Consider the following 18,443-nt stretch of genomic DNA (forward strand, 5'->3'; position numbering starts at 1 on the left):
CGGAGATGCTGGAGCATTGGGAACGCGTCGGGCGCCCCCGGTTTGGGCTCCCCCGGGCCACTCCCCTGTTTCCCACGGATACGGGCAACATGGTTGACCAGGCGTATCTGCGCCGTCATCCAGGGTTGCCGCGAAGAAGTACGAGTTCATGATTCCGGCCAGGGAATAGGCGACCACTGCGACGGGGAAGCTTCCGGCACATGCCGCTCCGGCCAGGGTCATGCCTACCCCGGCAGCAAGCCACGTCATCAGCCGGTCGGCATCGCCCCGCATCGGCCGGAGCATCACCCCCGCCGAACCGGCTAGGCCACCTAGCCCGTAGGCCGCGGCAAGGACGCCCGCTGCGGCAGGTTCGATCGAAAAATCGCCCGTGAAGGCCACGGCCGTGATGGGCAGTACCGCAACCGACAAGGCGACCACCACCGTCATATAGAGAGTTCGGCGCAAGGGACCCGTCGAGAACATCCTCACCAGGGTCCGTCCCGGGCGGGGGACGTCCGAGGCTGCGGCAGCAGGCGGGGAATATGGCAGGAGCCTGATGACCGCTGCCGCGACAAACGTGGCCGCGGCCAGCATCAACGCTGCTACCGCCGGACCCGACCACGCCTAAACCGCCGCGACAAGGGAGGGCGCCATCGTACCGCCCAGACCGTAGGTGGCCACGTCCCAGCCCTGTGCCCGGCGCTGGCTGGATCTGTCGGGCCCCGCAATGTCCGGCAGTCGGCTGCTGATGCCCCCGGTCAGCAGCGGGCCCACCAGACCGGAAGCAATCAGCAGTATTCCGGTGATGACGGGCCAGACGACCGGATACAGCAATACGGCTGCCGCAAGCGTCACCCCGTGGGCCATGCACGCCAGGGCAATCACGGAACGGCCGTCGCGGGCGGTGTCAAGGATTCTGGCAACAAAGGGTCCAAGCAGATGCGGAGCGGTAATGCAGGCGCCAAGAACGCCGGCCAGCCATCCCGGCGACCCACTCGTCGTCACCAGAAGGACGATGGCAATCACCGCGCCCCCATCCGCACTGCGGGCCAAGGTGGCTGCGACGACATAGCGGGCCAGACCGCCGCGCACGTCGGTGCCGCGGTCGGAAGTGCGGCCAGGGGCGCTACGGCCAGGAAGATTCACCCGGCGTGCCCCCAACTATGGCCACATTCATGGAGAAGTCCCCCTCGGCCCCCTCCAAGCCGGACCACGGTTGCGGGCAAAGGGCCCTGGCCCTCGCATCGGGAAGGACCTCCATGCCGATGCAGCCACCGGACCAAGGATCCCTGCGGCACGGCCCGAGGCATGGGGTCACGCCTCCAAACCGCACCGGCGAATTGCGTCCGCGACCTTCAGGCGACCTTCACCGTCCAGACCGTGAAGCGGCAACGGCAGGCTTGACGGCGAAATCAGCCCAAGGTCCTCCGCAATGGCCGCGGTCACGCGAAGGCTGCCATACATGCGGAACAGCGACCATACCGGTTCGAGATTCGCCGACGCTTCCCCTGCCAGATCCCTGCGGCCAGCCAACGCATGGTCAGCAATCACCTTGGCCCTGCCGGGAAGCACGCCTGCGATCACCGAGTACCAGGCGTCACAGCCGGCAAGCATCGATTCGGCAGCGGCCCAGTCGCCGCTGACACCCACGGAAGTACGTTCCGGAAGAAGCGCACGCAACTCACCCACGCGAGCAGAAGCCTGCCCCGGCTGGGGAGGCGGGATTTTGATGGAGGCAACCGCCGGAATTTCGGCAATGCGCGAATACAGCTCATCGGAAAATGTGAATCCGGTGGTCCCTGGGTTGTCGTAGACAACGATAGGTACGGAAGAGGCCCCCGAAACGTCTTGGTACAGGCTGAACACTTCTTCCTCTGACAAACGTTGGTACGACACCGGCGCCAGCAGCAAGGCCGAGGCCCCTGCCTCCTGCGCATCCTCAACGTGCGCAAGGACATCGCGCGTGCGCACGGCACCCACCCCGGCAATGACCGGGACCCCGTCGGCGGCACCGACGGCGACCTCGAGCACGGCACGGCGTTCATCCCGGGACAAGTACGCATAGTTCCCGGTGGAGCCGAGCACACCCAAGGAGTTCACGCCCGCTCCCGCAGTTCGCGACACCAACTTCGCAACAGCCTTCACGTCAATGCGGTCGTCAACAACCGGCGTGAGGGGAAAGGCGCAGAGACCATCAAACATGAGTCCTTCTTTCATCCGGCTGCGGGCTGCCCCACGTGGAGCAGCGCATGATCATTTGATTCCGGTGTTCATGATGGCACCCCATTTGGTCCTACACTAGGTCCAAGAAAGTTCAATTCGGGAGGTCCATATGGGAGAGACTGAGCTGCCGCTCACACTCGACAGGAATGATCCGAGTCCACTGACCGCCCAACTGGCCGACCAGCTCCGCAAGGCCATCCTCAGTGGGCTGCTCCGGCCGGACCACACGCTTCCGGCGACACGCAGGATGGCTTCCGAGCTCGGCATTTCACGCGGCGTGGTGGTCCGTGCGTTTGAGCAGTTGGCCGGCGAGGGATTCCTTGAAAGCCACGGTGCCGGTGGAACCCGGGTGGTGATCCGCCCGGATGTTCAACACCCTTCCGCCAAGGAACGCCCGGTCCCGCTCATCCAGGACAGCAGGCCGATCATCGATCTCACGCCGGGACGTCCTTCGGGCACACCGTTCAAGGACCGTCAGTGGCACACCGCCTGGCGCAAGGCGGTATCCGAACAGGGAACCACATTTCTGCCCCCGGCTCTTGGCACCGACACCCTGCGGACGGCCGTCGCCGGGCACCTGGCCGTATCCCGGGGACTGGACGTCGGACCCGAGGACGTCATCATTACCGCAGGAACAAGCGACGCCTTGCATCTGGCAGTGGCAGCCCTCCGAAGCCGTAGGGAGCGTCCACGCATACTCGTCGAGGATCCGGGGTATCCCACGGCACGACGGGTCATGGCCGCTGCCGGTGCCGTGATGGAAACTGTGCCCATCGATGAAGACGGACTGAGGGTCTCCCAGCTGGCCACCCTTGAACAGCTTCCCGACGCCGTGCTGATCACCCCGAGCCACCAGTACCCACTCGGCGGCCGGATGCCTGTCCAGGAACGGCTGGACCTTTTGAATTGGGCAGCCAAGCATGGTGTGCTCGTCCTCGAAGACGACTATGACAGCGAATTCCGCCACCGCCGGATGCCCCTGCCCGCCGTTGCCTCACTTCCCTCCAAGGCCGATGTTGCGCTGCTGGGGACTTTTTCCAAGACCCTCAGTCCTTGGCTGCGCTGCGGCTACCTCGTGGTCCGCGGGGAATCAGGCCAGGCGCTGAAGGCCATGCGCGAAGACCTCGACACACCGGTCCCCGGCATCATGCAATCGGCCCTGACCCACTACATCCAGGCCGGAGGCCTCTCCCGGCATATCACCCGGGCCCGCCGCGAGTACGCGCACCGACGGGCCCTGCTCCTGGAACGCCTCGGTGCCCGCCCAGACCTTCGCATTGCCGCCCTCGACGGCGGACTTCATGCAGTCCTCCGTTTCCAGGGAAAGGACGCCGGCCAACTGGCCGACGAGGCGCTTCGCCGGGGAGTCCGCATGGCCACACTGGCCGCCTACTATGTCGACCGCCGGCCCGAGAACGGCCTGGTGATCGGCTACGGTGCCCCCAGCGACCTTCAGCTCACCATGGCCCTAGACATCATCGCCGAACTGCTTGAGGGGCGCTGACCGCTGCACCCCAACGCCCTCCACACGTTCAGCATTCAGCTCTTCGTTTATCCACGCATCGACTCGGCGATCTGCGTCATCACGGTGTTGTCTGCAAGCGTGGTGGCGTCACCGACCTCGCGGCCCTCCGCGACGTCCTTGAGCAGGCGCCGCATGATCTTGCCCGAACGGGTCTTGGGCAGCTCGGGGACCACCAGGATGTGGCGCGGCTTGGCGATCGGGCCGATGTCCTTGCCCACGTGGGCTCGCAGCGTGGCCACGACGTCCTCGCCCTCGGGCGGGGTGATCTGCAGGATCACGAACGCGACCACTGCCTCGCCGGTGGTCTCGTCCTTGGCCCCGACGACCGCTGCCTCGGCCACGTAGGGGTGGGCGACCAGCGAGGACTCGATCTCCGTGGTGGACAGGCGGTGCCCGGAAACGTTCATGACGTCGTCCACCCGGCCCAGCAGCCAGATGTCCCCGTCCTCGTCCCTCTTGGCGCCGTCGCCGGCGAAGTACATACCCTCGAACCGCGACCAGTAGGTGTCCTTGTAGCGGTCCATGTCGCCCCAGATGCCGCGCAGCATGCCCGGCCACGGGTCGCGGATGACCAGGAAGCCGCCCTCGCCGTTGCCCACGGAAACGCCCATCTCATCGACCACGTCCACGGTGATGCCGGGGACCGGGGTCTGCGCGGAGCCGGGCTTGGTGGCGGTGACGCCCGGGAGCGGGGCGATCATGTGCGCGCCGGTTTCGGTCTGCCACCAGGTGTCGACGATCGGGGTCGGGTGATCCTTGCGTTCCCCGTTTTTCCCGTTGTTGGTGCCGATGACGTCGCGGTACCACATCCACGCCTCGGGGTTGATGGATTCGCCCACCGAGCCGAGCACCCGCAACGAGGAAAGGTCAAAGGAGTCGGGGATGCTTCGGCCCCACTTCATGAAGGTGCGGATGGCGGTGGGGGCGGTGTACAGGATGGTGACGCCGTACTTTTCGATGATTTCCCACCAGCGGCCCTGGTGCGGGGAATCCGGGGTGCCCTCATACATGACCTGGGTGGCGCCGTTGATCAGCGGCGCGTAGGTGACGTAGGAGTGGCCGGTGACCCAGCCGATGTCGGCGGTGCACCAGAACACGTCGGACTCGGGGTGCAGGTCGAAGGTGTCGCGGTGCGTGGCGGCGGCCTGGACCAGGTAGCCGCCGGTGGTGTGGATGATGCCCTTGGGCTTGCCGGTGGTGCCGGAGGTGTAGAGCACGAAGAGCGGGTGCTCGGCCTCGTGGCCCACGGCGGTGTGCTCGGCGGAGGCGGTGTCGATCGTCTCGGCCCACCACTTGTCGAGCGAGTCGTTCCAGGCGACGTCCTGCCCGTTGCGCTTGACCACCAACACGTTCTGCACGCTGTGGCCTTCCTTGGCCAGGGCCTCGTCGACAGCCGGCTTCAGGGCCGACGGCTTGCCGCGGCGCCAGGTTCCGTCGGCGGTGACCACGAGTTTGGCCTGGGCGTCGTCGATGCGGCTGCGTAGCGCGTCGGCGGAGAAGCCGCCGAAGACCACCGAGTGGATGGCGCCGATGCGGGCGCAGGCCAGCATGGTGATCACGGCCTCCGGGATCATCGGCAGGTAGACGGCGACGCGGTCGCCCTTGGCCACGCCGAGGGACTCGAACGCGTTGGCGGCCTGCTTCACCGCCGTCGTGAGCTGGGAGTAGGTGTAGGTGCGGGTGTCGCCCGGCTCGCCCTCGAAGTGGATGGCGACGCGGTCGCCCAGGCCGTTTTCGACGTGGCGGTCCAGCGCGTTGTAGGCGGCGTTGACCTTGCCGTCGGCAAACCACTTGGCCACCGGAGCCTCGGACCAGTCCAGGACCTGCGTGAAGTCGGTGTCCCAGGTCAGTCTCTTGCGTGCCGTGTCGGCCCAATACCCCAGGCGGTCATTCGCGGCGCGTTCGTAGCGTGTGGAGTCCGCCACGGCTCGGGCGGAAAATTCAGCGGATGGCTTGAATTTGCGGTTCTCTTGAAGCAGATTATCGGTTTGGGCATTCACGTGAGTATTCCTCCTAGATTATTGCGGGGTTATCGTGCGGTACTGCTCGTGCCCGGTCGGGACGCGAACGGGATTCCGGCCGGATTGCTCATGCCGAGGGGAATCGCATTGCTATCGAAGGGCGACCAGCGGACAGGTTCGAGAAACCGCGAGTGTCGTGGTGCGAGCACGAGGGGCTTGGGGCGTCGCCGGTTTCTGGGCCCCTGCCAACGGTTCTTTGATTCCTCCGACATCATCGTCCATCGCGAGGGGGGTAAAGAAATGCATCGCAGCTTAGCGGTTATCGTCGCAGGCGATGACGAGGACTTCGGCGTCAACAGCCCCGATGCTGCGCATTCGGTGCTCGAGGGAAGCGTCGAAATAGGCGCCGTCCCCGGAGTTGAGGGTGACGATCTCACTGTCGTGGTCCAATTCGATCGATCCGGCGACCACGTAGAGGAACTCTTGGCCGCCATGTTCTGGGTGGGGATCGTTGGCGAACTCCCGCCCTGGACGGACAATAAAGGGAGACATTCCCTTCCCGAGCATTCTCGGTGCGATGGGGTGGTATCGCTCTGTGCCGACTCGGTCAGGCGCGCGATCAATTGTTATTCGTGAACGCGATGCGTCGTCCGCGAAGAGTTGTCCGACATCGACGTTCAGGGAGCGGGCAATTCTCATTGCCACAGCGATCGAAGGCGTGCTCTGCCCTCGCTCGATCTTCGACACGTAGCTTTTGGTTAGGTCGGTCTGCGCCGCGAAGGCTTCGAGAGTCAGCCCCCGTTCCTTGCGTAGCGCCCGTACTAGTGCGGTCACAGTTCCGTCACCTTTTCATAGAGGTCCATAACGGGAAGTATACAAGGTGTCCTACAGAGAAAAATTATGAGAAAAATGCCTTGTCAGGAAACTTTGTGTCCTATAGGCTACTTATGTTTCCAGTTCGTGACGAGTCTGAGGAGACCAACAATGTCCCAAACCTTCAACGCCACCAAGGCAGAGCTGATGAGCCAGGCCCAAGACCAGATGCGCGTGCACTTCACGGAGTCGCAGTGGACGACCCGCCAGAAGATTGCCCTGACCTGCCGGGCACTGTATGACGCCGGCCACGATTCCGGATTGGCGGGGCAGATCACCGCTCGAGCCGAACAGCCAGGAACCTACTACACCCAGCAACTGGGTCTCGGCTTCGACGAAATCACCGAAGATAATCTGCTGCTGGTCGATGAGGACCTCAACGTTCTCGAAGGATCAGGTATGGCCAACCCCGCCAACCGCTTCCACAGTTGGATCTACCGTGCCCGGCCTGACGTGCAGTGCATCGTCCATACCCATCCTTTTCACGTCACCGCGCTGTCCATGCTCGCAACTCCTCTTGTGGTGTCGCACATGGATATTGCTCCGCTCTATGACGACTGCGCATTCCTCTCCGACTGGCCCGGCATTCCGGTTGGCAACGAGGAGGGTGAGATCATCACCGCGGCCCTCGGCGACAAAAAGGCAATACTCTTGGCGCATCACGGACATGTCATCGCCGGAAGCAGTGTCGAGGAGGCGTGTTCTCTCGCCGTACTGATCGAACGTGCCGCGAAAATGCAACTCGCCGCCATGGCCGCCGGAACCATCGCGGAACTTCCCGACCGGCTCGCCCGCGAAGCACACGATTGGACGCTGACACCGAAGCGCAGCCAGGCCAACTTCTCCTACTATGCACGCTGCGCCCTGACCCGGCACCCCGACGCCCTTACGAGCTAACGCGTGGCTGTTCATACACATGAACCACCTAACTCAGTCGTCCCTTTCCCGAACGCCACCACGAATCAAGAAGGACCCTCGGTCATGACTACACTCGAAGGCATCATCGCCTACCCGATCACGCCGTTCACCTCTGACGGCACCACAATTGATACTTCCGCACTCGCAGCGCTGGTCGACCGCCTGGTCGGTGACGGCGTTCATGCCATCGCGCCACTGGGCAGCACCGGAGAAAGCGCGTACCTCACGGAAAATGAGTTCGACACCGTCCTCGACACGACGATCAGCGCAGTCGCCGGCCGCGTCCCCGTGGTGGCAGGCGTGTCCGATTTGACCACAGCCAACACCGTGCGCCGGGCACGCCGTGCCCAGTCAGCGGGTGCGTCAACGGTCATGGTGCTACCGGTTTCCTACTGGAAGCTCAGCGAGCGGGAAATCGTCTCCCATTACGCCACTGTCGCCGCTTCGATCGATATCCCGGTCATGGCTTACAACAACCCTGCTACCAGTGGCATCGACATGAGCCCGGAGCTGCTGGTGTCAATGTTCAACAGCATTGATAACTTGACCATGGTCAAAGAGTCGACCGGGGACCTGTCCCGGATGCAGCGCATCAGCGAACTCAGCGAGGGGCAGCTCCCCTTCTACAACGGAAGCAATCCGCTCGTGCTCGACGCATTGAAGGCCGGGGCTTCGGGCTGGTGTACTGCCGCACCATGCCTGCGCTCACAGCCGTGCCTGGACCTGTACGAAGCCGTCCGCGAAGGCAACTTCGACCGCGCGCAGGCCCTGTACAGCGAACTTCAGCCCCTGCTTGAGTTCATTGTTGCCGGCGGGCTGCCCACCACCGTCAAGGCCGGCCTGGACATTCTCGGAACCGACGTGGGAGCCCCCCGGGCCCCGTTGCTGCCCCTCGACTCCGAAGGCCGCGCAATCCTCACCCGAATGCTGTCCCAGGTCTGAGAAGATTGGTGTGGTGCCGCGCTTGCGGCACCACACCATTGACTCAAACAATCAAGGAATGGCATCCTCTGAAGAAGTTACTGGTGCCCACCCGGCGGCATGTCAATCCGGCGCTGCGAAGAACAGTCCCTTTTCCATCTCGTCGGCGAGCAGGTTGGTCAGGTTTGAGAGCGGCAGAAACAGGGCCCCTGTGTTAGTGAGCCAGATGGTGGCAAAGGCAAACGGCATGGGGTGATGCCGGCCGCGAAATGCACGCCGCCCTCACAACGGAATTCGTGCGCAACTGTGCGACGGCCGATTTGACCTGAATATTCCGTCTTTGGATTGTCCCCTTCAGAAAGGTGCTGCTGTGGCTTTCACTGTGGCTATGGTTCTTCCGTTTCAAGGGCCCGGCGGGATCTACGGCCCTTCGGCCGAAGCCATCACGGAACTGGCCGTGTCCGAAATCAACGCCGACGGCGGCGTCCTCGGGGATCAGATCAATACGATCATGGTCGACGGCGGCGCTCCGCGATCACAGGTCCATGCGGAAGTCAGCAGATTGCTGACTGAAGACAAGATCCAGGCGGTCAGCGGGTGGCATATTTCCTCCGTGCGGAACGCCCTCGCGCCTCTTGTCGCGGGCCGGATCCCATACCTGTATCCGTCCTTGTATGAAGGCGGAGAACAACGCTCGGGAGTTTACTGCACGGGTGAAGTCCCATCGAATCAGCTCGAACCAGCAATGCGATGGCTCCGGAACCAACAGAATGTAAGGAAATGGTTCGTAGTTGGAGACAACTATGTATGGCCGAGGCAGACTTACGCGGCGCTCAAGGACCGAGTCACCGAACAGGGAATAGAGTTCGTGGGTTCGTCCTTCATCGAAGGCAGCCAGCACATCGACACAGCATTGGACTCCATCTCCAAGAGTTCTTGTGAAGGTGTACTGATGCTCCTGGTCGGGCACAACGCGGCAGTATTCAACCGCGCCTTCTCAGCGCGCGGCCTTCACGAAAAAATGATTCGTCTCAGCCCCCTGATGGAAGAAAATACGCTGCTGGCCAGCGGATCAGAAGCCACGGTAGGCATCTTCTCGACCGCCGCGTATTTCAGAAGTTTGGTGACGATGGATGCCATGGATTTGATGTCCCGTTATCACCGGCGGCAAGGCGTCACCGCGCCCATGCTCAACAGCCCGGCGGAGTCATGCTACGAGGCACTGTATGGCCTCAGACACCTCGTTGACCGAGCGGGAAGTTCAAACGTAAAAGACATTGACGCAAAGATCGACGGCACTGCATTTTCCGCTGGTCGCGGCACAGTGGTCTTCGAGGGCAACCAGCTCCGTCAGCCGCTCTACCTTGCGGAAGCCGATGGTCTCGATTTTGACGTAGTTGCTACCCTCTAGCAGGAAGGCGCACCTCGGCCCACAGTTCGGGCGTTCCTGCACCGGGAGGATGTCCCTTTCGTCTAACCTGCACCGAATCCTTCGCCGCCAGGAAATTCCTTCCGTCCTGCTGCCATAGTGCCCATCCAAGTAGAGCTGTTACTGCGCATGGACCCGGGATTAGGGTGTCTTGCGCCGGCGTATGACCTGCAGGTTTGTCTCGTTCCTGCATCAACTGCGCGATTCATGCATTCCATGCATTCGATTCGTTCCGCTGCAGCTACCGGCCACCGAACATCCCGCGGCAGCCGACCCTCTGGTCAGGCTACAAGGACGAAGGAATGGCACGGGTCGCCACGTATCGGCGCCATTCCGAGCAGCAACGATGCCCCGCCGGCACACGTTGGAACAGTTCACCATCGAGTATTCAGGTGTACCGGCATTGGCACGATGTCGGCGTAGAGACCCCGAGTCGCGGGGCCCGTTGTATCGGGCCATCCTCGTCATCGTCCTGAGGCGAGGATGGCGACTACAAGGGGTATCCCCACGGCCCCTGGCACGACCAGTATCCCGAGAAGGCAGAACCTCTTCCATGAAATCCGTATTCCCACCCTGTGGAGCTGGTCATGCCAGAGCAGATTCGCCAGGGAAGCCCAGGGGGTGAGCAACGGTCCCGCGTTGGTGCCAATCAAGAGTGCCACCAAACTGATGGGGGAAGTCGCAAGCGGCTCGAGCAATAGATAGGCTGGCAGATTGTTCATGATATTGCTGGTGAACACCCCGGAAGCGGAGATCCCCAGCAAGCTCCAGCCGGTGTGTTCGCCCGGGGCGAGGTTCTCGCCGATTTGGTTGGCGCTTAGATCGTGGAGCATCGGTACCACGAACATGAGACCCGCGGCCAGCAGGATGATGCCCCATGGGACCAGCGAAAAGCTGATGCTGGGCCTGTTGCGGACCGAGAAAGCGCCTATGAGTACGAGTGCGGCCACCGATGTCGTAATCCAGTAGGGAATGCTGGTCGCCAATAGCAGCACCAGGATTCCAAGCACGACTCCGCAGATGACCAGCAAGCGCTTGTCCGCGGCGGGGCCCCTGGGCATGAGGCAATGTCTTCCGCCCAGGTCCAGATCCTTTCGGAAAAGCACATAGGAAACAAGTGCGGTAACCACGACGGCGGCTAGCGCTGGCAGGAAGGTAGCGCGAAGAAAATCCGCTGGGCCGCTGACGATATCCATTTCGAGCGCGAGCAGGTTGGTTAGGTTCGAGACCGGCAGAAACAGTGACCCGATGTTAGCGAGCCAGACGGTGGTAAAGGCAAACGGCACGGGGTTGATGCCGGCCGCGATTGCCAGCGAGACAACGATCGGGGTGAGCAGGACCGCGGTTGTATCAAGGGACAGGAATGCCGTGCAAATTGCGCCGAGCAGGATGACGGTGATCCACAGCAGCCAGTTTCGCCCCTTGCTGAGCCGGGCGGCCGATGTTGCCAGCCAGGTAAAAAGTCCGGCTTTTGAACACAGGTTCACCACGATCGAGATGGTGATCAGAAACAGGATGATGGGCGCTACGCGGCCGACAAGCGTTTCGATCGTTCGGATCGGGACGCTTCCCGTGCAGATCGCGATAAGCCCCAGGGCCAGTGCTAATCCGCCAATGGACGCCGCCCTCACAACGGATTTCGTGCGCTATTGCGCGACGGCCGATGCGAGTTGGAGGTCGAGTTTCTGGCCCGTCCAGGTCCGTCGGCTTGAGCGGACATGCCACACCAGGATTGCGGTCATAATGATTTGGGCTGCGGCAATCGCCGAAACCGGAACAGTGGTCCACAATCCGGTCATTTGAAGGGCAGCAGGCACGGTGCACGTAATGAAGGCCTGCATGATCGCCAGCGCACCAGCTGGAGCGGTCATCCATTCGACTTTCAGTGCCAGTGATAGGAAGAAGGCTAGGAAAAGCAGGGACCACGAGGCCCAGAGCCAGCCGACGCGGTGATCTGCCAGGTGCGAAAAGTTGATGGCGGCGAGGAACATCGAGATCAAGGCCGCCCACCCGCAGTACCAGCCGAGGGCGGCGCCGTGGGCCCCGGCAAGATTGTTGAAGGCAACGCCCAGGTATGTGAATGAGAACAGCAGGAATCCGGAGGCGCCGAGAATGATACCCAAGCTGGCTTCGTCGGTTCCCCGCACCGGGAGCACAAGGAAGAGCACGGTCCCGGCCAGGAACAGTCCGACGAGAAGATTGATGGCGGTCGATGACTTGGCGTCAATGACGCCAAGGAATACCAATCCATTGATCAGCAGCACAGCGCCGACGAATAGCAGCACAAGACTGGTCATGATGACTCTTTTCTATAAGTGATGTTCAGGAACCCGAGGCAGGGAAGGGAGGGAACGGATGCCCTGGGGCACCCGTTCCCTCCCTTCGTGGCTACTTAGACGGCGGTACCGCTGTAAACCGCTGGCTTCCGCTCGCCCAGGGGTCGGGTCTGCTCGACCGCGGTGCCGACATTGAGCACGGTGGCCTCGTCGAACGCGCGCCCGATGATCTGGAGTCCCACCGGAAGCTGGCCGTTGAATCCTGCCGGCACCGACAGTGCCGGCAGCCCTGTAAGGTTGCTCGGCCCGGTAAACCGGATGAAGTTGTCGATGAGGTCGACTTTCTTTCCATTCAGGTCAGCCGTGGAGTCGCCGATATTCGGAGCCATGACTGGCAAGGTGGGCGTGATGAGCACGTCAACTTCCGAGAGCGCTTCCTTGAATTCAGATTTGAGCTGCCTGCGGATCTGCTGGGCCTGCAGGTACTCAACGGATGAGAAAAGCTCTCCGAGTTCAAAGAGGAACCGGGTGTCGTCTCCGAAATCCTCCGGCCTGTTGACCAGATCCCGGTGGTGGATGGCCGAGGCTTCGGACATGCTTGTCACGATTTCGGCCCATTCCGAAAGCTGAAGGGTAGGAATCTTGACTTTCTTCAGCGTTGCGCCCTGGCTGACGAGGCTGTCGATCTGGAATCGGACCAGTCTCTCGATCTCACTGTCCACGTCCTTGAAGAAGTAATCCTCCTCGATACCGATCACCAGTCCCCTGACATCCCCCGTCAGGTTCTCGTAACTCCCCGTGGGGGTGTTTACCGAGGTGGGATCCTTCGGGTCAAACCCACCAATGACCTTCAGCATGGCCGCAGCATCTGCAACGGTCTTGGTCATAGGACCGATGTGGTCCAACGACCAGGCGAGCGGGAAGCAGCCGAACTTGCTGACACGTCCGTGCGTGGGCTTCAGCCCGACGATGCCGCATGCAGCCGACGGGATCCGGATCGATCCGGCCGTATCAGTTCCCAGGGTCGCAAAGGTCATGTCCGCGGCCACAGCAGCACCGGAACCTCCGCTCGATCCGCCTGGCACCTTGGTGGTGTCCCAGGGGTTACGGACCGCGCCGAAATGCGGACTGTTGTTGTCAATCCCCCAGGCATACTCATGCATGTTCAACTTGCCGGTGAAAACCACCCCGGCCTCGCGAAGCTTGGTCACGACCGTGGCATCATGATCCGAGACAAAGTCGCCATGGATCTTGGACGCCATGGTGGTCACTTCGCCGGCGAAGTAGAGATTGTCCTTTACCGCCATTGGCACACCGTGAAAGGTTCCGCGGTACCTGCCGGCGGCAATTTCCTCTTCCGCCTTTTTTGCTTCCAGCAGGGCCTGATCGGCCCTGAAACTGATGTAGGCGTTGATTTCCCCGTTCAGGTCCTGGGCATGGTCAATCATCGCCGAGGTCGCTTCCACGGGAGAGACCTCCTTGCTCTCGATCAGCCCGGCAAGCTCGGTCACTGACTTCGCGAGAAGTTCCTTACTCAACGTGATCACCTCCGGGGGTGTTGTGGAGCGCAATGTCCGCATCCTCGAGATTGACGTTATCGAGATCGCCCTTGAGATCCAGCACTTCCTGCCACTTGGATTCAAGCCTGCCAAGATGCTCGGCAGAGGGGCTGATGCCCTTGCCGGCGAGAGTTTCCTGAATAGACAAAGCCATGCTTGTCCACGCTCCATATCTGGTCGGATGAGTTCGGGGCTCCTCAGAACCCAAAACAGTTCCAAATGGAACTGTTTCATTTGAAACTATGTGATCCTGCGCACACTGTCAAGGCCCCCCGCCAAAAATGAAGGCGCCAGGGCAATTACACCCAGCACCGTTTGATACCTCCACTCCAGCCGCAGGCTTCTCGGCGCACGGGATTCCCGCGTGCCCGAGGTGGGGAATGTCCATACTCCCGGCAGTTCCAGCTGTTAGCGATTTGCTGATTCTGCGGTGAGCGAGGTCAGAAGCGAGCGGTGGAGGTTCAGTCCGCGCTCTGAAAGGAATATCAGGATTCGCCGGCGGTCCTCGAATGCCACTTCCCGAAAAAGCAGGGCACGGTTAACCAATGCGTCGACATGGCGGCTCAAGGTGGCATTCGATGCTCGCGTGGCTGCACCAATTTCGTTCATTGACAGGCCGTCATTCTCTGCGAGGACGTCCAGTATCAGCCACTCTTCAAGTGTCAGATTTTCGACCCTCAGCACAGGTGCTAGCAAGGATGTCAGTCGCCGGGCATCAACAATGGCCTTTCGCAGCTCGGACACGGCGTCGCACCTCTCAACTCGGCGGATTAGGCAAACATTCCCCCACTTGTTTATTCATACTACAATCTCCCCCGCGGGGTCGCGTTTTTGCCTTGCCCTAAGACCTCCTCCATATGCATGGATTGGGTTAAGGCCCAAGTCCAGTACGACAACTGCCGTGGAAGAGTCGTCGCTGGCGGCCGGACGGATGATGTGAAGTGGCAGCCGGTCAACAAGGGCAATGGGCTGCGTCGGATCATCGCGCTTCCATCTGGTTGACATGGTGCACTGTCCCGTTGGCCGATCCCCCACCGCGACACCTGCGCACAAAAATCCGACGTTTTAAGTACGTAGGAAATCCGCGCATCTACCCGGACTCCCGATTCGCGCATGCCCTGCCCAATGAACTGTCCCGCCAAGGTGACTCAAACGCTGCACGCGAGTCATCTCGCTGCATCTAATTGGGCACGCCTCTTCTACTCGACCGCAAAGGCAAACAGGCCGCCACCAGTGATTATGAGATCCGAAACGACACGCCGAATTTCGACGGTACCGGTACCGGGACCACTTGTTAAGCAAAGATAGATTTCATGAGCCAGACGTACGCTACCCCAAAACTCGACGGTCAACGCGTCGCTTTACGCGGCCGCGTTCTACCTGCACAGCACGCCCGAGCGAGCGCCCAAGCAGCCCAACACGGGATGTCTTTGAGTGAATACTTGGCTGCGCTCATTGATCGCGCAAGCGGTCTACCCACCAAACTTGATAACGAAGAGGAGGCTCTTATCCCCAGAGCTTCTTAAACGGCAAAAGGCCCGCATTTAGCGGGCCTTGCCTGACATTTGCACAGTAGCTAAAAACCTCTATCCGCCAAGATTCTCGGTTTCCAGCTACTTCACCAACTTGGGATTTGTCATGTCCCGAATTACTTGAGATTGGTTCCATCATACACGCACACCCTTTTTTGGGTACAAGTTGCCCTGCTGACCCCTCTGTTGCGTCAGTCACCCCGCCAGACCATGCCCAGGTTTGGGCTGCGCTTGCACCCTTGATAGCCGGCTCCCCCATCATGCGGTTTGCCACGCGTGAGGGAAAATACCCGCGCCCGCGTAACAACCCCCCCCGCATCACCAAGGCATTACCCGCACGTCCAGCGGCCGTGATGATCCACGGCCCTGATGGTTCAGTGCCGACTTTGTCCTTGGACCTTGATACATCCAAGGCTCTGCAAGCTGTTGTAGACGCCGATGCGGCCGCGATCAGCGAACTGCTGACTTCATGTGGGCTGCGATTTGTCGCTGACCATTCCCCCAGCGGCGGACGGCACATTTACGTTCCGCTTTCAGAACGTCTCGCGGCCGAAGACGCCCGTGAACTTGTGGAAGCTCTGGCAGCCCGCTTCCCCAGCCTTGACCCCGGACCACACCAAAACATCACCGACGGGTGCATCCGCCCACCAGGTTCCCTGCACAAGTCCATGACCGGCCACCAAGTCCTCGACACACCGCTGGCCCAGGCATACGACGTGATGCGCCGCCGCAATCCCGCCTCGGCTGTAGCAACGCTGAGAACCGAGATCGCAGCTTCCATCCACCAGGTGCGCGCCCGGAAGACCGCTCGAAAGACTGCTCTGGTTGCCGTGGTCACCGATTCCCTTGTCGCCACCGACCGCCCCAGCACGCGCTCATCCCCGGGCAGCTCCGTGCTGCGACAAGTTGCCCGTACTGGGATCTACGACACCACGCGTTACCAGACAGCGTCCCACGCCCGCATGGCCGTCTTGACGCACCTAGCGAACTTCCCCATCGCTCTCCCCCAGATCCAGGAGCGGCTATCAAAGGATTTCTCCGGCCTGGCCGCGCTATATGGCGACTACGAACGGATGGACCGCCTGCTGTCTATGGAGTGGGCCAAGGCCAAAACCATCGTGGGTATAAAACCGGCTTCCAAAACCTCAGGGGTGCGAAGTTCCCTTAACTACGACACAGAGCCAACTTTAACTCACAGCGGGGGGGCTCTAGAAGGGCGCTCCCGCGTAAGTGCCCTTGAAGAAATCAATGATCTGGAAAATGTGCTCTACGCAGTTCTCGACCAGAGACTAGCCAAGAGTGGCCGAGAAGGAATCAGCCTGCGGCTGTTGCTTCGTGCTGTGATCGGTTTTGCTAGAAGCAAGCAGTCACTGGTTATTGACGTGGGGTGCCGTTCATTCGCTATTGCCATGGGAAAGCACCACGGCACCATAGCCCGCTTGCTTCCACGTCTGGAGAAACTTACGGAGGGCCTGGTGGAACGCATTGAAAAAGGCCGCGGTAAAGGGGCTGACGTGTACCTGTTGACCCTTCCGGAGCAATGGCGCTCAACCGCTGCGGCGCTGTCTTGGCGGAAGGGAAAAATCTACGGAATTCGCCCGGTTTTCAGGGCCTTGGGCGACGTTGCTGCCCTAGTCTATGAGGCCATCGAACGAGGCAGGGTCTCTCCCACCACGGCTGACATTGTGCGGGCCACTGGCATTGGGCGTACAGCCGTCGACCAGGCGTTGATGACCATGGCCGAACTGTCGATGATCGAACGCCATCAGGGTGCCTGGCAGATTCTCCGCGCCACCAATCTCACCCGAATTGCTGAGTGGCTTGGTGTCCAGGACGAATATGAGGACCACAAACGTCGTGTCCGGGCAGAACGTAGGGCCTGGCACGCGCATCTTGAACGATTCACGGAACCAGCGATCCATGAGGAAGACCTTTACGACCAGGAACGGGCTGAGTGGGACCCCTGGGACCCCCACATCTACGATGAATCGGTGGCCCTACAAAGCGGATTGCTTGCCGCGTAGCCGGCCGCTAACCACTACCAAATAAGCGTTGGAAGAAGCCCGTCTTCCTGTCTTCCGGTGCTTCTGGTTCTTGTTCGATGGGTTCGATGACCAAGTGTCCATTCTCAATGAGCTCTAATTCGATTTGATGCTCTGCATCGGGAGTCGTTGGCGCCTTCCGTGCATTGTGTTCAAGACGATCGAAATAGGCGGTTGACCGTGCCCTGACAGGGGAATCCTCGGCGATATTGAGCATTCCGATTTTCGAGGAGAGGTAGAACCCTTGTTCAAATTCCTCCCCCATCACTTCTATTGAGTCCTCATACAGCAGGTGATCTGGAAGGATTGGCAGCGATGCCTTGGGATCGGCTTTCCCTACACCTGACAGACGATGCCGGCCCATCACGCCACGGATCTCCTTGAGGGGCTTCGGCGTTCGTAAACCACGAAGTAACGATATTGGGTTCAGCCTGGCTCAGATCGAAGCGGTCAGCCACAACCAGCACGAAATAGACGCCGTCTTCGTACTCACGCTCCTGAAATTCTCGACGGTCCATCATTCCCCCAATTCACGGATGATCTCCCCCACTGTGCCCCAGCGGATGGTGTCGCGATCAGCATGGCGCTGACCTTCATCCGCCTCATCGGGGTCTACAAACAGGGCATCTCTGAAATATGGGAGAACAAGAATCGTTCTGGACGTTGGATCTGGATACCGATCTCTGGGGATTGGCTTACATCTGAAGTCGTCATGGAGCGACAGTCTACGAGCTGATCACCGAACCCTTCACCTCCGCCATAGCTATCTCACTTCTCAAGACCACGATGAAAAAACCTTGAAGGTACGGCTGCGCCGGCTGGTAACTCATTAGGCGAGGCAGCCGCATCTGCCCCCCAAACGCCATACCGTTCAGAACTAAACTGGCCCGCCCGCAAAACGACGGTCTCGAAGAAGCAGCGACTTGCGGCAGCTTCGGCGCTACGGCACTGGATCTTCCTCGTACGCCCAATGAGCCCAAAAGACGTAGCCTCCGCCATCGGAGACTTCCTTATTTCAGACTGGAAAGTCGCAGACCTTCACCACGCCCTGGACTACAACCCAACGGATCACCCTGGCCCTACTCAGGAATCCCCCGAAGCGACTCGGCTCCAGGCCTTCGCGGATGGATGCGCAAGCGTCTTGTGGCGTGGAGACCGCAAACGGTGAGCCCCTCCGCTCAAGCGACCAACGCTCCACCTCA

The 18,443-nt window shown here is 61.0% G+C and carries 16 protein-coding genes and 1 pseudogene; 5 read left to right on the forward strand and 12 right to left on the reverse strand.

Annotation, left to right across the window (positions count from 1 at the left end; translation table 11 throughout):
* The 3 genes and pseudogenes from OIU93_RS18060 to OIU93_RS18070 all read right to left on the reverse strand — a co-directional run.
* A pseudogene (locus OIU93_RS18060) lies at positions 1 to 576 on the reverse strand (hypothetical protein); the annotation flags it as partial.
* A gap of 30 nt (positions 577 to 606) precedes the next feature.
* Positions 607 to 1,128, reverse strand: a complete 522-nt coding sequence (locus OIU93_RS18065) for a hypothetical protein (protein ID WP_264271451.1) — start codon at positions 1,126 to 1,128, stop codon at positions 607 to 609.
* A gap of 168 nt (positions 1,129 to 1,296) precedes the next feature.
* The gene (locus tag OIU93_RS18070; protein WP_264271452.1) at positions 1,297 to 2,184 is read right to left on the reverse strand and encodes a dihydrodipicolinate synthase family protein; all 888 of its coding nucleotides are present in this window, start codon (positions 2,182 to 2,184) and stop codon (positions 1,297 to 1,299) included.
* 130 nt (positions 2,185 to 2,314) lie between these two features.
* On the opposite strand from OIU93_RS18070, the gene OIU93_RS18075 reads away from it, so the two are divergent.
* Entirely contained in the window at positions 2,315 to 3,709 is a 1,395-nt protein-coding gene (locus OIU93_RS18075) for a PLP-dependent aminotransferase family protein (protein WP_264271453.1), read from the forward strand.
* Positions 3,710 to 3,756: 47 nt separating this feature from the next.
* Here OIU93_RS18075 and acs read toward each other — a convergent pair whose 3' ends face one another.
* Positions 3,757 to 5,730 (reverse strand): acetate--CoA ligase, encoded by a 1,974-nt coding sequence (gene acs / locus OIU93_RS18080; RefSeq protein ID WP_264271454.1) that lies wholly within the window; start codon positions 5,728 to 5,730, stop codon positions 3,757 to 3,759.
* A 273-nt stretch (positions 5,731 to 6,003) separates the two neighbouring features.
* Positions 6,004 to 6,525 (reverse strand): helix-turn-helix domain-containing protein, encoded by a 522-nt coding sequence (locus OIU93_RS18085; RefSeq protein ID WP_264271455.1) that lies wholly within the window; start codon positions 6,523 to 6,525, stop codon positions 6,004 to 6,006.
* 150 nt (positions 6,526 to 6,675) lie between these two features.
* On the opposite strand from OIU93_RS18085, the gene OIU93_RS18090 reads away from it, so the two are divergent.
* The gene (locus OIU93_RS18090; protein WP_264271456.1) at positions 6,676 to 7,461 is read left to right on the forward strand and encodes an aldolase; all 786 of its coding nucleotides are present in this window, start codon (positions 6,676 to 6,678) and stop codon (positions 7,459 to 7,461) included.
* A gap of 84 nt (positions 7,462 to 7,545) precedes the next feature.
* Entirely contained in the window at positions 7,546 to 8,424 is an 879-nt protein-coding gene (locus tag OIU93_RS18095) for a dihydrodipicolinate synthase family protein (protein ID WP_264271457.1), read from the forward strand.
* Positions 8,425 to 8,526: 102 nt separating this feature from the next.
* Here OIU93_RS18095 and OIU93_RS18100 read toward each other — a convergent pair whose 3' ends face one another.
* A complete protein-coding gene (locus OIU93_RS18100) occupies positions 8,527 to 8,652 on the reverse strand; it encodes a hypothetical protein (RefSeq protein WP_264271458.1) in 126 nt (41 codons plus the stop codon).
* 121 nt (positions 8,653 to 8,773) lie between these two features.
* On the opposite strand from OIU93_RS18100, the gene OIU93_RS18105 reads away from it, so the two are divergent.
* Positions 8,774 to 9,814 carry a substrate-binding domain-containing protein gene (locus OIU93_RS18105; protein ID WP_264271459.1) on the forward strand — a complete coding sequence of 347 codons (1,041 nt, stop codon included), beginning with the start codon at positions 8,774 to 8,776 and terminating at the stop codon, positions 9,812 to 9,814.
* A gap of 482 nt (positions 9,815 to 10,296) precedes the next feature.
* Here the strand turns inward: OIU93_RS18105 and OIU93_RS18110 are convergent, their stop codons facing one another.
* The 5 genes from OIU93_RS18110 to OIU93_RS18130 all read right to left on the reverse strand — a co-directional run bounded on the left by OIU93_RS18110 (position 10,297) and on the right by OIU93_RS18130 (position 14,411).
* Positions 10,297 to 11,463, reverse strand: a complete 1,167-nt coding sequence (locus tag OIU93_RS18110; RefSeq protein WP_264271460.1) for an SLC13 family permease — start codon at positions 11,461 to 11,463, stop codon at positions 10,297 to 10,299.
* Positions 11,464 to 11,478: 15 nt separating this feature from the next.
* The gene (locus tag OIU93_RS18115) at positions 11,479 to 12,129 is read right to left on the reverse strand and encodes an AmiS/UreI family transporter (protein ID WP_264271461.1); all 651 of its coding nucleotides are present in this window, start codon (positions 12,127 to 12,129) and stop codon (positions 11,479 to 11,481) included.
* Positions 12,130 to 12,224: 95 nt separating this feature from the next.
* Entirely contained in the window at positions 12,225 to 13,646 is a 1,422-nt protein-coding gene (locus tag OIU93_RS18120; protein ID WP_264271462.1) for an amidase, read from the reverse strand.
* Complete coding sequence (locus OIU93_RS18125; RefSeq protein WP_264271463.1) at positions 13,639 to 13,821, reverse strand: hypothetical protein; 183 nt, start codon at positions 13,819 to 13,821, stop codon at positions 13,639 to 13,641. The genes OIU93_RS18120 and OIU93_RS18125 overlap by 8 nt, the downstream gene beginning before the upstream one ends.
* A gap of 254 nt (positions 13,822 to 14,075) precedes the next feature.
* Positions 14,076 to 14,411 carry a MarR family winged helix-turn-helix transcriptional regulator gene (locus OIU93_RS18130; protein ID WP_264271464.1) on the reverse strand — a complete coding sequence of 112 codons (336 nt, stop codon included), beginning with the start codon at positions 14,409 to 14,411 and terminating at the stop codon, positions 14,076 to 14,078.
* Between the two features lie 1,180 nt (positions 14,412 to 15,591).
* Here OIU93_RS18130 and OIU93_RS18135 point away from each other — a divergent pair.
* On the forward strand, positions 15,592 to 17,223 hold the full coding sequence (locus OIU93_RS18135) for a hypothetical protein (RefSeq protein WP_188109177.1): 1,632 nt from the start codon (positions 15,592 to 15,594) through the stop codon (positions 17,221 to 17,223).
* Positions 17,224 to 17,230: 7 nt separating this feature from the next.
* Here the strand turns inward: OIU93_RS18135 and OIU93_RS18140 are convergent, their stop codons facing one another.
* Positions 17,231 to 17,608, reverse strand: a complete 378-nt coding sequence (locus OIU93_RS18140; RefSeq protein WP_264271465.1) for a hypothetical protein — start codon at positions 17,606 to 17,608, stop codon at positions 17,231 to 17,233.
* Positions 17,609 to 18,443 lie beyond the last annotated feature (835 nt).

Origin of the sequence: Paeniglutamicibacter sp. ZC-3, assembly GCF_025847175.2 — a bacterium.
GTDB classification, from domain to species: domain Bacteria; phylum Actinomycetota; class Actinomycetes; order Actinomycetales; family Micrococcaceae; genus Paeniglutamicibacter; species Paeniglutamicibacter sulfureus.

Coding starts and splice junctions, on each gene's coding strand:
- OIU93_RS18070 (WP_264271452.1), bottom strand. CDS start 2,184: ATGTTTGATGGTCTCTGCGCCTTTCCCCTCACGCCGGTTGTTGACGAC.
- OIU93_RS18075 (WP_264271453.1), top strand. CDS start 2,315: ATGGGAGAGACTGAGCTGCCGCTCACACTCGACAGGAATGATCCGAGT.
- OIU93_RS18090 (WP_264271456.1), top strand. CDS start 6,676: ATGTCCCAAACCTTCAACGCCACCAAGGCAGAGCTGATGAGCCAGGCC.
- OIU93_RS18095 (WP_264271457.1), top strand. CDS start 7,546: ATGACTACACTCGAAGGCATCATCGCCTACCCGATCACGCCGTTCACC.
- OIU93_RS18100 (WP_264271458.1), bottom strand. CDS start 8,652: ATGCCGTTTGCCTTTGCCACCATCTGGCTCACTAACACAGGGGCCCTG.
- OIU93_RS18115 (WP_264271461.1), bottom strand. CDS start 12,129: ATGACCAGTCTTGTGCTGCTATTCGTCGGCGCTGTGCTGCTGATCAAT.
- OIU93_RS18125 (WP_264271463.1), bottom strand. CDS start 13,821: ATGGCTTTGTCTATTCAGGAAACTCTCGCCGGCAAGGGCATCAGCCCC.